General features: G+C 65.1%; 11 protein-coding genes. 4 read left to right on the forward strand and 7 right to left on the reverse strand.

The features are described 5' to 3' along the window. Nucleotides 1-133 precede the first annotated feature (133 nt). From EN925_RS06900 to EN925_RS06915, 4 genes are all read left to right on the forward strand, one after another. Nucleotides 134-625: an Lrp/AsnC family transcriptional regulator gene (locus EN925_RS06900; protein WP_127367341.1), complete on the forward strand. Its 492-nt coding sequence runs from the start codon at nucleotides 134-136 to the stop codon at nucleotides 623-625. A 130-nt stretch (nucleotides 626-755) separates the two neighbouring features. Beyond that, the gene (locus tag EN925_RS06905; protein WP_127385001.1) at nucleotides 756-2,249 is read left to right on the forward strand and encodes an NAD-dependent succinate-semialdehyde dehydrogenase; all 1,494 of its coding nucleotides are present in this window, start codon (nucleotides 756-758) and stop codon (nucleotides 2,247-2,249) included. A gap of 32 nt (nucleotides 2,250-2,281) precedes the next feature. Beyond that, the gene (locus tag EN925_RS06910) at nucleotides 2,282-3,661 is read left to right on the forward strand and encodes an aspartate aminotransferase family protein (RefSeq protein ID WP_127370294.1); all 1,380 of its coding nucleotides are present in this window, start codon (nucleotides 2,282-2,284) and stop codon (nucleotides 3,659-3,661) included. Between the two features lie 8 nt (nucleotides 3,662-3,669). Continuing rightward, complete coding sequence (locus tag EN925_RS06915) at nucleotides 3,670-4,773, forward strand: alcohol dehydrogenase family protein (protein WP_127388223.1); 1,104 nt, start codon at nucleotides 3,670-3,672, stop codon at nucleotides 4,771-4,773. A gap of 12 nt (nucleotides 4,774-4,785) precedes the next feature. Here EN925_RS06915 and EN925_RS06920 read toward each other — a convergent pair whose 3' ends face one another. The 7 genes from EN925_RS06920 to EN925_RS06950 form a co-directional block, all read right to left on the reverse strand. Further along, nucleotides 4,786-5,832, reverse strand: coding sequence for an ornithine cyclodeaminase (locus EN925_RS06920; RefSeq protein ID WP_127369881.1), 1,047 nt, complete (start codon nucleotides 5,830-5,832; stop codon nucleotides 4,786-4,788). 28 nt (nucleotides 5,833-5,860) lie between these two features. Next, the gene (locus EN925_RS06925) at nucleotides 5,861-6,490 is read right to left on the reverse strand and encodes an FMN-binding negative transcriptional regulator (protein ID WP_127369880.1); all 630 of its coding nucleotides are present in this window, start codon (nucleotides 6,488-6,490) and stop codon (nucleotides 5,861-5,863) included. Between the two features lie 4 nt (nucleotides 6,491-6,494). Next, the gene (locus tag EN925_RS06930; protein ID WP_027035600.1) at nucleotides 6,495-7,376 is read right to left on the reverse strand and encodes a branched-chain amino acid ABC transporter permease; all 882 of its coding nucleotides are present in this window, start codon (nucleotides 7,374-7,376) and stop codon (nucleotides 6,495-6,497) included. Nucleotides 7,377-7,380: 4 nt separating this feature from the next. Then, nucleotides 7,381-8,085 carry an ABC transporter ATP-binding protein gene (locus tag EN925_RS06935; protein WP_127388222.1) on the reverse strand — a complete coding sequence of 235 codons (705 nt, stop codon included), beginning with the start codon at nucleotides 8,083-8,085 and terminating at the stop codon, nucleotides 7,381-7,383. Nucleotides 8,086-8,089: 4 nt separating this feature from the next. Further along, nucleotides 8,090-9,256: an ABC transporter substrate-binding protein gene (locus EN925_RS06940; protein WP_127369931.1), complete on the reverse strand. Its 1,167-nt coding sequence runs from the start codon at nucleotides 9,254-9,256 to the stop codon at nucleotides 8,090-8,092. 41 nt (nucleotides 9,257-9,297) lie between these two features. Next, a complete protein-coding gene (locus tag EN925_RS06945; protein WP_127369932.1) occupies nucleotides 9,298-11,154 on the reverse strand; it encodes a branched-chain amino acid ABC transporter ATP-binding protein/permease in 1,857 nt (618 codons plus the stop codon). After that, the coding region (locus EN925_RS06950) for an FAD-binding oxidoreductase (RefSeq protein WP_164894150.1) at nucleotides 11,154-12,063 on the reverse strand (910 nt) is incomplete at its 5' end. The genes EN925_RS06950 and EN925_RS06945, both read right to left, overlap by 1 nt.

Below are 12,063 nucleotides of genomic sequence, written 5' to 3' on the forward strand. Positions count from 1 at the left end.
CTGATAGGCCGGCCGCCGGATAAGCGCGGGATCGGGTTGCCACAATGTCATGACTTATTAGAGATCGAAATCAGTGCAATTGACAATCGAAATAATGCGCCGTCATGGTACTCGGACGAAAAAGTGAGCCCTGATGACATCAGCAAAACTCGACCCGATCGACCTGAAAATCCTCGACGCCATCCAGCGCGACGGACGCATCACCAAGCTGGCGCTGGCCGAGCAGGTCGGCCTGTCTCCGACGCCGTGCTGGATGCGGTTGCGCAAGCTGGAAAAGGCCGGCATCGTCTCGGGCTATCACGCCAGGATCGCCATGCGCGTCGTGGCACCCGTTGCCACCGTGCTGATGGAGGTGACGCTGGCAAACCACCGCCAGGCCGATTTCGACCGCTTCGAGCGCGTTATACGCGATGTTCCCGAGATCGTCGCCTGCTGGTCTGTCGGCGGCGGCGTCGACTATCTGTTGAAGGTAATGGCGCGCGACATCGACGCCTATCAGCGGCTGGTCGATGGCTTGCTGGACCGCGAGATCGGCATCGATCGTTACTTCACCTACATCGTCATCAAGACCGTGAAGGACGAGGTGGCGCTGCCCCTCGCAGAGCTTTTGCCGGCGTCGTCATAGGAGCGGAGAGATTCTCTCGCCGGGCAACCCGATAGAGAGAGTCTCTCTACGCCAGGACTTCCAAACAGCCTCTCTATCTGCATCGGGCGGATAGTCTTCCCGCATCAGTCCGAACCGGGAGGCTTTGACCATGTCCGCGCATTTCGCCCGCTCGCATCGCCATGAAGCGCTCGACGGCCTCGCCGACCGCCGGCTGCTGCGCGAACTGGCCTATGTCGATGGCCACTGGACCGCAAGCGAGGCTGCCGAAAGCTTCGAGGTCACCGATCCGGCCACCGGCACGACCGTCGCTTTCGTCGCCGCGCTCGATGGCCGGCAGACGACAAAGGCGATCGATGCCGCGGCGCGTGCCTTCCCGGCCTGGCGGGCGCTGTTGCCGCAGGAGCGCTCGAAAATTTTACGAAAATGGTTCGAGCTGATCGTCGGCGCCAAGGATGATCTGGCTCTGCTGATGACGCTTGAACAGGGCAAGCCTCTGCAGGAATCGCTGGGCGAGATCGACTACGCCGCCTCCTTCGTCGAATGGTATGCCGAGGAAGCAAAACGCGTGAACGCCGAGAGCGTCACCAGCCATCTGCCGAACGCCGAGATGATGGTGCGGCGCGAGCCGCTCGGCGTCGTCGGCGTCGTCACGCCGTGGAATTTTCCGTCGGCCATGCTGACCCGTAAGGCGGCCGCCGCCCTTGCCGCCGGCTGCACCATCGTCGCGCATCCGTCCTCGGAAACGCCGCTGTCGGCGCTGGCGCTGGCCGAACTCGGCGAACGCGCCGGCCTGCCCGTGGGCGTCTTCAACATCGTCACCGGCAAGGCTTCGGCGATCGTCGGCCGGATGTGCGAAGATCCGCGCGTGCGTGCCATGAGCTTCACCGGCTCGACCGAGATCGGCCGGCTGATCGCCGCCCAGAGCGCGCCGACCATGAAGCGGCTGGTGATGGAGCTTGGCGGTCATGCCCCGCTGATCGTCTTTGCCGATGCAGATCTGGACAAAGCGGTTGATATCGCCATCGACGCTAAATTCGCCACGTCGGGCCAGGACTGCCTCGCCGCCAACCGCATCTACGTCCAGCGTCCGATCTACGATCGGTTCTGCGCCGCCTTCGCCAAGCGCATCGAGACGCTGCGGACCGGCAATGGCCTAGCCGAGAAGATTAACATCGGGCCGCTGATGCATGAGCGCGCCATCAAGAAGGTGGAGGAACAGGTCGCCGATGCCATCGCTCACGGCGCGCGCTGCCTCACCGGCGGCAAGCGGCACCAGGCCGGCCCGCTGTTCTACCAGCCGACGCTGCTGGCCGATGTCAGTGACGAAGCGCTGATCATGCGCGAGGAGACGTTTGGCCCGGTTGCCGCCGTGACGCCGTTCGACAGCGAGGATGACGTGATCGCCCGCGCCAACGCCACCGAGTATGGCCTCGTCGCCTATGTCGTGACCGAGAATGGTGGCCGGCAGCAGCGCATGGGCCGCGCGCTCGACTACGGCATGGTCGCCATCAACCGCGTCAAGATCACCGGCGCGCCGATCCCGTTCGGCGGCGTCAAGCAATCGGGCATCGGGCGCGAAGGCTCGCGCCACGGGCTCGAAGCCTTCACCGATCTGAAGTATCTCTGTCTGGACGTCGCCTAGGTTCGTCCTGCCATCCCTCAAGGAGTTAAAAAATGCTCGACCAGTCCAACGAACTCGCCGCCTGGGATCGCGACCACTTCTTCCATCCCTCGACCCATATGGGCACGCATGCGCGGGGCGAAAGCCCGACACGCATCATGGCCGGCGGTGAAGGCGTCACCGTGTGGGACAACAATGGCAGGAAGAGCCTCGATGCCTTCGCCGGGCTCTATTGCGTCAATGTCGGCTACGGCCGCCAGAAGATCGCTGACGCCATCGCCGCCCAGGCGAAGAACCTCGCCTATTACCACGCCTATGTCGGCCACGGTACCGAGGCCTCGATCACGCTGGCCAAGATGATCATCGATCGCGCGCCGCAGGGCATGTCGCGGGTCTATTTCGGCCTCTCCGGTTCGGATGCCAACGAAACCAACATCAAGCTGATCTGGTACTACAACAACGTGCTCGGCCGGCCGGAGAAGAAGAAGATCATTTCGCGCTGGCGCGGCTATCACGGCTCGGGCGTGATGACGGGATCGCTGACCGGGCTCGACCTGTTCCACAACGCCTTCGACCTGCCGCGCGCGCCGATCCTGCACACCGAGGCACCCTACTACTTCCGCCGCGCCGACCGCTCGATGAGCGAGGAGCAGTTTTCGCAGCATTGTGCCGACAAGCTCGAGGAGATGATCCTGGCTGAGGGCCCGGAAACCGTCGCTGCCTTCATCGGCGAGCCGATCCTGGGCACCGGCGGCATCGTGCCGCCGCCGGCCGGCTATTGGGAAAAGATCCAGGCGGTGCTTAAGAAGTACGACGTGCTGCTGGTCGCCGACGAAGTGGTGACGGGCTTCGGCCGACTGGGCACCATGTTCGGCTCCGACCATTACGGCATCAAGCCGGACCTGATCACCATCGCCAAGGGCCTGACCTCGGCCTATGCGCCGCTGTCGGGCGTCATCGTCGCCGACAAGATGTGGCAGGTGCTGGTTGAGGGCTCCGACAAGCTCGGTTCGCTCGGCCATGGCTGGACCTATTCGGCACATCCGATCTGCGTTGCCGCCGGTGTGGCCAATCTCGAGCTGATCGACGAGATGGATCTTGTGACAAATGCCAAGGAGACGGGCGCCTATTTCCGCGCCGAGCTGGCCAAGGCGGTCGGCGGCCACAAGCATGTCGGTGACGTCCGCGGCGACGGCATGCTGGCAGCGGTGGAATTCGTTGCCGACAAGGACGACCGGGTGTTCTTCGACGCTTCGCAGAAGATCGGACCGCAGGTGGCAACAGCGCTTGCCGCAAGCGGCGTCATCGGCCGCGCCATGCCGCAGGGCGACATTCTTGGCTTCGCGCCGCCGCTCTGCCTGACCCGCGAGGAAGCCGACATCGTCGTGTCGAAGACCGCCGATGCGGTCAAGAGCGTGTTTGCCAATCTCTGAGATCGACTATGAATGCCATGACCAGAACCCTCCCCGCCACCATGGCCGCCGTGCTGCTTGTCGGGCACGGCGGGCCGGAAAAACTCGTCTACCGCAGCGATGTGAAAGTGCCCGCGCCTGCGCCAGGTGAAGTGCTGGTCAAGGTCAGCGCTTGCGGCATGAACAACACCGATGTCTGGGTGCGCCAGGGCGCCTATGGCACGGAAGAGAATGCGGCTGCCGTGTCGACATGGCGGCGCCAGGGCAACACGCTTGTTTTCCCGCGCATCCAGGGCACCGACACCGTCGGTACCATCGCCGCCGTCGGCGAAGGTGTGTCGCCGGAGCGTATCGGCGAACGGGTGATGGTCGATTTCTCCATCTACAATCGCGACGACGATTCGCTCGCCGACATCGACTATATGGGCCACGGCCGCGACGGCGGCTATGCCGAATACCAGGCCGTGCCGGCCGAGAATGCGCATGTCGTCGATACCGACATGAGCGACGTCGAACTCGCCACCTTCTGCTGCGCTTACCTGACCGGCGAACAGATGCTGGAGCGCGCCGGCTTGAAGGCCGGCGAGCGCGTGCTGGTCACCGGCGCCTCGGGCGGCGTCGGTTCCGGCATCGTGCAACTGGCACGGGCGCGCGGCGCCATTCCCTATGCCGTCGTCGGCAAGGGCAAGGAACAGGCGGTGCTGGACATCGGCGCCGAGGCGGTCATCACCCGTGGCGTCGCAGACCTGCCGCAAGCCGTGATTGAAGCGACCGGCGGCCAACCGATCGACGTGGTGGCCGACCTGGTCGGCGGCGCGATCTTCAACGATCTCTTGCGTATTCTCAGGCCCGAAGGCCGCTACACCACCGCCGGGGCGATTGCCGGTCCGGTCGTGCAGCTCGATCTCAGGACCATGTATCTCAAGCAGTTGCAGTTGCATGGTTCGAGCCAGGGCACGCGCGCGGATTTCCGTCGTATCGTTGGTTACATCGAGGCGAAGAAAATCCGGCCGCTGGTCGGTGGCGTCTACAAGCTCTCCGATTTCCACCATGCGCAGGCGGATTTCATTGCCAAGGATTTCGTCGGCAAGCTGGTGGTGGTGCCGGATGCCATGTGGGGTTCGGCTGGCTGAACACTCTATGCCTCAACCCTGCTGGGCCGCCCTCAACAGCATGCCGAACAGATCTCGCGGTTCGTCGGGGTCGGCCAGCATGTCGAGTTCCTGGTAGAGGCCGGTCGAGCGCAGTTGATCCCTGACATAGCGCAACGCCGAAAAATCCTCGATGGCGAAGCCGACCGAATCGAACAGCGTGATCTGGCCGGAATCGCGCCGGCCTTGCACGGCGCCTGACATCACCTGCCACAACTCGATCACCTCATGATCCGGCGCAAGCTGCTGGATCTCGCCCTCGATACGGGTCTGCGGCGGGTATTCGACGAAGATGTCTGAGCGCAGCAGGATATCGCGATGCAATTCGGTCTTGCCGGGGCAGTCGCCGCCGACCGCGTTGATGTGCACGCCGGAGCCGACCATGTTGTCGGTGAGGATAGTGGCGTACTGCTTGTCGGCGGTGACGGTGGTGATGATGTCAGCCCCTTCGACCGCCTCCTGCGCGGTGCCGCAAGCGACCATGTCGAAGCCGAGACCGGCGAGATTGCGGATGCATTTTTCGGTGGCCGTGCGGTCGATATCGTAAAGCCTCAGCCTGTCGACGCCGAGCAGCGCCTTGAAGGCCACCGCCTGGAATTCGGCCTGGGCGCCGTTGCCGATCAGCGCCATGCAGCTGGAGCCGGCCGGCGCCAGATACTTCGCGGCCAGAGCCGACATCGCCGCCGTGCGCAGCGCCGTCAGGATGGTCATTTCGGACAGCAATACCGGGTAGCCATTGTGGACGTCGGCGAGCATGCCGAAGGCGGTCACGGTCTGGCGTCCCTCGCGCATGTTCTTGGGATGGCCGTTGACATATTTGAAGCCGTAGACCTCGCCGTCGCTGGTCGGCATCAGTTCGATGACACCCTCGGCGCTGTGCGAGGCGACGCGCGGCGTCTTGTCGAACAGCTCCCAGCGGCGGAAATCATTCTCGATGTAGCCGGCGAGTTCGACGAGGAAGCGTTCGACGCCGATCTTCAGCACCAGCTTCATCATATGATCGACGCTGACGAAGGGCACGATGTTGAGATTGGGGATCATTTTTCTTTTCCTTGCCGCATGCAGGCGGTCAGTCCTGGCGATGCGCGTTGTGCGCCTTCATCATCGTTGCCAGCGCCGGATCGTTTTGCTCCAGCACCCTGATGGCTCCGCCTGTGTCGTAGAGGCGCTCATCCTGGCCCATCTTGAACTTGGCTTCGAGCCGCCCGATCGGCAGGTCAAACCCTATGATACCAGGTATGCGCCGCTCCATGCCGCCTGGTCCGAGCTCACGCATGCGCCAGCGATCGTCGCGATCCTTCTCCAGCACATCGACAAGCTGCAGGAGATGCCGGGCGGTGCCGTGATCGTCGAGCGGCACCGGATGCCCATGACAATGCACGACGGCAAAGTTCCAGGTCGGCGCGCTGTCGCGCACCGGATTGCGCGGATACCAGGACGGCGAGATGTAGCCATGCGGGCTGTGGAAGACAGTGATCGTCTCCCTGCCTTCGCTGATCAAGGTGCTGTGCGGATTGGCCCGGGCGAGATGCGAGATCAGCGTTCCATTTTCACCCCGCGCGCGATCGAGCACGAAGGGAAGATGAGAGACGACAAGGCCCTGCGGTCCCGCTGTCACCACCGTGGCAAAGGCCGCGGCCTCGATCAGGCCGAACACCTCGTCGCGCGACAGTGGCACGAACTCGGGCTTGGTATACATCAGGTCAGCTTCGCTGGGCGCGAACTGCCGGGATCAGGCCTTGCGGACGAACCAGCAGCACGGCGATGACGCCCGACAGCACGATGGCGTCGCGATAGGGCGCGATCGCTCCCGGCAATGTCGCTTGCAGCAGCACCTCGATGATGCCGAGCAGGAAGCCGCCGGCGACAGCACCGGGCAAGCTGCCGAGCCCGCCGACGACGGCGGCGATAAACGCCTTCAGCACCGGCGTGAAACCCATCAGCGGGTCGACCGAGGCACGCTGCGCCACCCACAGCATGGCCGCCAGCCCGGCGAGCAGGCCGGAGAGCAGGAAGGCGGTGGCGATGATGCGGCTGGCCGGAATGCCCATCAGGCGCACGACGTCGAAATCCTCCGCTGCGGCACGCATCGCCGTCCCGGTCACCGAGCGGCGCAGGAAGACTTCCAGCGCAATCAGCGCCAGTGCGGAGACGACGATGGAGATGCTGGGACCGACGCCGATGGTGAAATCGCCGAAGGAGAAAGCGCCGGTCATCCAGCCAGGCATGGCGACAGCCTGCGGCCGCGCCGAGATGCCGTTCTGGAAGACGACCTTCAGCAGGCTGGAGACAGCGAAGCTGGTCAGCAACAGACTGGTGACGCTGGCGCCGCGCATCGGCCTGAACGCGATGCGCTCCATGGCGACAGCGGCGAGCGCGCCGCAGGACACGGCGACAAGCACGGCTACGGGGAACGGAAAGCCAAGCACCAGCGAGGCGAGCAGCGCATAGCCCGACAGCGTCATCAGCTCGCCATGGGCGAAGTTGATCAAGCCGACGATGGAAAAGACGATCGCCAGCCCGAGCGCCAGCAGCGCATAGACGCCGCCGAGGCTCACCGCATTGATGATCTGCTGCGCGATCATGCTTCTAAGCTCCCAGATAGGCCTGGCGGACGAGGTCCGAAGAGGCGAGTTCTTTTGCCGTGCCCGACAGCACCACTTCGCCATTGGCGAGCACGACGGCGCGGTCGGCGATTTCGAGCGCCAGCGCCACATTCTGTTCGACCAGAAGGATGGTCAGGCCCTTGCGGCGCAGTTCGGCGATCAGGTCGAAGACGGTGTCGATCAGTTGCGGGGCAAGGCCGAGCGAGGGCTCGTCGAGGAGGATCATGCGCGGCTTGCCCATCAGCGCGCGGGCGATGGCCAGCATCTGCTGTTCGCCGCCCGACAGATTGCCGCCCTTGACGCGGTGGTAGCGGCGCAGGATCGGGAACAGCTCCAGCATCTCCTCTTCGCGCAGCCGTGCCTCGGCCGCCGGCTGATGCACCGCGCCGCCGAGACGCAGATTGTCGGCCACCGTCAGGCTGGCGAAGATGCGGCGGCCTTCCGGAACCAGCGCGACGCCCTTGCGGGCGATCGCCTCCGGCGCCAGGCCGGTGATGTCGACACCGTCGAAGACCACCTTGCCGGACGCCGCCGGCACCAGCCCGGCGACGGCGCCGAGCGTCGAGCTCTTGCCGGCACCGTTGGCGCCGACCAGGGCGATGATCTCGCCGCTGTCGACGGCGAGGTCGACGCGGCGCACCGCCTCGACCTCGCCGTACCGGATTTTCAGGGCTTCGACGCTCAGCATGACATCACGGCGCCGGAACGTCGGCGGCTTCGGGGATCAGGGTCTCGACATGCTTGCCTTCGCCGCCCTCGTAGCGCATCAGCGCCACTGGCCGCAGCGGCATGCGGTCGGTGCCGGCATAGGTGATCTTGCCGGTGATGCCCTCGAAATCCTTGAGGCCGGCGATGGCGTCGCGGATCGCCTTCGGGTCGTCGGAGCCGGCCGTCTTGACCGCCTGGTCGAGGATCAGGCCGATCTCGTAGCCATTGACCTCATAGGTCGATTCCGGCGCATGGCCGGCATATTTGGTGAAGGCGGCGTTGAAGGCTTCGAGCTTGCTGCCCGGCTCGGCATAGCCGGCCGCGGTGTAGACGATGCCGTCGACCAATTTGCCGAGCGCCTTGATGGTCGGCGTACCGATGGCATCGGCTCCATAGACCGGGATGGTGACGCCGGCGCCGCGCAATTGCTGGATGAAGGCTGGGAAATCGGGCTCATAGGCCGCCGTCATGATCAGGTCGGGCTTATCGGCCAAGCCCTTGATGTTGGTGATCTCGGCGGAAAAGTCGGGCTGGCCCATGCTGAAAGTGCCGCGGCCGACAATGGTGCCGCCCTTCTTCTCGAACACCTTGCCGAAATATTCCGGCAGATTGGCGGTGTAGGTGGAGTCCGGCGAGGTCAGCAGGAACACCTTCTTCTTGCCTTCGGAGACGGCGAAGTCGGCAACCGCCGTCGCCTGTACATTGTCGGCGGGATAGGTGCCGAACATGACATCGCCGACCGCGCCGGTGAGCACCGGGGCGGAGCCGCACAGCGTCAGGGTCGGAATGCCGAGAGGCTGGGTCAGCTGGCCGGCGGAAATCGAGGGATCGGCATCGCACGGCGTGATCATGATCTTGGCGCCGGCATCGATCAGCTCCTGCGCGACCGTGGCGGTCTGCGCGGTGTCGGAGCGGGTGTCCTTGATCAGCAGCTTGACGGTGTATTTGCCGCCGAACCCGCCCTTGGCGTCGAGTTCGTCGAGCGACATGCGCAGGCCGGCAAGTGCCGGCTGGTCGTAAGGGGCAAGACCGCCTGTCTGCGCGGTCGCGGCACCGATGATGATCTCCTCGGCGCTGGCCGTCGAAATGGTGGCGATGCCGAACACGGCAGCGCAGAAGGCGGCGCGATGGAGGCGATAGAGGCTTGGCATGTCGGTTCTCCTTCTGGATTTTTGTCGTTGGTCGTTGCGGTCTATGCGGTCTGGTTTTCAGGCGTTGCGGTCTTGGCGAGCGCCGTGCGGCTGCCGAGATAGGCGGCGATCACGGCGGGGTTCTTCTGAACGTCGCCCGGCGTACCGTCGGCGATGACGCGGCCATGATCGATGACGACAATGCGTTCGCACAGGTTCATCACCAGCCTCATGTCGTGCTCGATCAGGACGACGCCGATGCGGCGCTCGGTGCGGACTGTCGAGAGGATGGAAACCAGTTCGGCGGTCTCGACGGCGTTCATGCCGGCGGCCGGCTCGTCCAGCAGCAGGAAGCGCGGCTTCAACGCCAGCGCACGTGCCACTTCCAACCGGCGTCGCTGGCCATAGGCAAGCCTGGCGGCCGGCTGATCGGCAAATCTCTCCAGCCCCATGCGCGCAAGTTCACCCATTGCCGCCGCCTCGGCATGGACGAGATCAGGCTCTACCTGGCGTGCGGCGACGACGACGTTTTCCAGCACCGTCATGTGCGGGAAGACGCGGATGTTCTGGAAGGTGCGGGCAACGCCGGAGCGCGCGAAGCGGAAGGCAGAAGCCTGCCGCACCGCGCCACCCACCGACACGGTACCGGCACTTGGCTTGACATCACCGGCCAGCATGTTGAGCAGCGTCGTCTTGCCAGCGCCATTGGGGCCGATGATGCCGGTGATGCTGTCGGTTTGGAAATTCAGGCTGACGTCATCGACGGCGACGACACCGGCATAGCGACGCGACAGATGATCGGCGCTGAGCCGATCGCTTTCGACATGCCGAGGCGGCGCGGCCGAAGCCGTTACCGCCTGACGTCCGGGCCGGCGCAGCAGGTTCAATTCACGCTCGCCGAACAGACCGGTTGGGCGCCGCCAGATGACCAGGATCATGGCGATGGCGAGCACGCCCTGGGTCAGGCCGAACAGGACGGGCAGATGCAGGCCGAGCACCTCGCCGCCGCCTTCGAAGCGGCGCACCACCTCGATCAAGACGATGGTGACGATGACGCCGGCGAAGGCGCCGAGCGAAGAGCTCATGCCGCCGACGATCAGCATGGCAAGCATGGTGAAGCCGAGGTCGAAGTAGAAATCACGCGGCGAAAAGGCGCCAAGGAATTGCGCCATCATGGCGCCGGCGGCCATGGCGGCGACGACACCCGCCACCCAGGCGGCCAGCCGCGCCGTCCGCTGGTCGACGCCGACGGCGGCGGCACCGCGCTCGTCATTGGCGGCAGCGCGTGTGGCTAGGCCGAAGGACGTTTCGCGAAACAGCCTCGCTGCCACCAGCGCCACCGAAGCGATGGCCGCGGCCGTCCACAGCCCGACCTCGCGCGGCACGCCGTAGAAAGGCTGGCTGCCACGGGTGATCTCGCGCCCGGCGACCAGCAGCGTGTAGACGATGATCAGCATGGCAAGCGTGGCGATCGAGGCGCTCGACCCGGAAAGCCTGAGCAGTGGCGTGCCGGTCAACAGGCCGATGACGACAGCCAAAACCAGGACAACGGCCAGCGCCGCGAAGAAGGAGAGTTGGTGGCCGGCGAGGAACTGCGGCAGGTCGCGCAGTGCCGTTCGCTGCAATGCAGCGGGCATGGTGAGAATACCAGTGGCGTAGGCGCCGAGGCCGACAAAGGCCGCCTGGCCGAACGAGACGATGCCGCTGTTGCCGGAGAAGATCTGCAGGCCAAGCACCGCCGTCAGCATGATCGCAGCATAGGTGACGACGCGCTGCATGGCGGCGCCGCCGAAGATGAAGGCGGCAAGCGCCACCAGCAACAGCACCGCGACCATGCACAGGGCATCGGCCGTGGCGTTGCGGAACGCGGCCGGCATGAAGCCGGAACTCTTGCTCTCGCTCGTCGTCACCGACGCCATCACGCGGCCCTGAAGCGATCGGGTGAAAACGGGGCCAGGATCGGTTGCGCGCCTTCGGTGACCAGCCTGGCCACCGCCTCGCCGACTGCCGGCCCGGTCTTGAAGCCGTGGCCGGAAGACCCCGCCGAAACGACCAGCCCTTCGACATCAGGCATGGCGCCGATGACCGGCAGATCGTCGGGGCTCATGTCGTAGAGACCGGCACAGCCCGGCCGGATGCCAAGCTCGGCCATGGCCGGCACGCGGCTGGCGAAGGTCTCCAGGATCTCGACCGATTCCTGCTCCTCGACACCTTCCATGTAATCATCGGGATTTTCGACGAAGCGTGGACGGCCTGCATGTTCGTGGCGCAGGCCGGTGCCGCCGCCGGCCCAGGTCCCGGCGAGGATGACGCCGTCATTGTCTGGCCGCGCATAGTTGCAGGAAATGTCGTCGCACCAGGCGAACGGCATGACCTGCCTTGCCTTGCCGGCAGCGTCGAGCACGGCCATCGGATGGCGCTCGACATGCAGCGGCAGATCGAGGCCGACCGTCGCCAGCAGCCGGCGCGTCCACGGCCCGGCGGCCAGGACGACGGTATCGGCCTCCAGCATCGTTCCATCGGTCAAGATGACACCCGTGATGCGGTCGCCCTGCCGCTGGAGGCTCTCGACCAACGTGTTCTGCATGATCCTGGCACCACTGGCGCGGGCGGCACGGGCAATAGCATTGGTGGCGCCGAAGGCATCGGCATAGCCATACTCGGGTTCCCACAGCGCCAGCGCGACATTGTCCAGGGCAAAGCCCGGTGCGGCATCGGCAAAGGCCTGCGGCGACAATGTCTCGATGCGCGCGCCCTCGCCGCGGATGCGTTCGGCTGCCGACGTCCAGCTCGCCTTGTTGTCGTTGCCGCAGACCCACATCATGCCG

Origin of the sequence: Mesorhizobium sp. M7A.F.Ca.US.006.04.2.1 (genome assembly GCF_004022915.1) — a bacterium.
GTDB lineage: Bacteria > Pseudomonadota > Alphaproteobacteria > Rhizobiales > Rhizobiaceae > Mesorhizobium > Mesorhizobium ciceri.

What these genes read in the sequence shown, in the direction of transcription:
- EN925_RS06900 (WP_127367341.1), top strand. Translation starts at nt 134, where the DNA reads ATGACATCAGCAAAACTCGACCCGATCGACCTGAAAATCCTCGACGCC.
- EN925_RS06905 (WP_127385001.1), top strand. Translation starts at nt 756, where the DNA reads ATGTCCGCGCATTTCGCCCGCTCGCATCGCCATGAAGCGCTCGACGGC.
- EN925_RS06910 (WP_127370294.1), top strand. Translation starts at nt 2,282, where the DNA reads ATGCTCGACCAGTCCAACGAACTCGCCGCCTGGGATCGCGACCACTTC.
- EN925_RS06915 (WP_127388223.1), top strand. Translation starts at nt 3,670, where the DNA reads ATGAATGCCATGACCAGAACCCTCCCCGCCACCATGGCCGCCGTGCTG.
- EN925_RS06920 (WP_127369881.1), bottom strand. Translation starts at nt 5,832, where the DNA reads ATGATCCCCAATCTCAACATCGTGCCCTTCGTCAGCGTCGATCATATG.
- EN925_RS06925 (WP_127369880.1), bottom strand. Translation starts at nt 6,490, where the DNA reads ATGTATACCAAGCCCGAGTTCGTGCCACTGTCGCGCGACGAGGTGTTC.
- EN925_RS06930 (WP_027035600.1), bottom strand. Translation starts at nt 7,376, where the DNA reads ATGATCGCGCAGCAGATCATCAATGCGGTGAGCCTCGGCGGCGTCTAT.
- EN925_RS06935 (WP_127388222.1), bottom strand. Translation starts at nt 8,085, where the DNA reads ATGCTGAGCGTCGAAGCCCTGAAAATCCGGTACGGCGAGGTCGAGGCG.
- EN925_RS06940 (WP_127369931.1), bottom strand. Translation starts at nt 9,256, where the DNA reads ATGCCAAGCCTCTATCGCCTCCATCGCGCCGCCTTCTGCGCTGCCGTG.
- EN925_RS06945 (WP_127369932.1), bottom strand. Translation starts at nt 11,154, where the DNA reads ATGGCGTCGGTGACGACGAGCGAGAGCAAGAGTTCCGGCTTCATGCCG.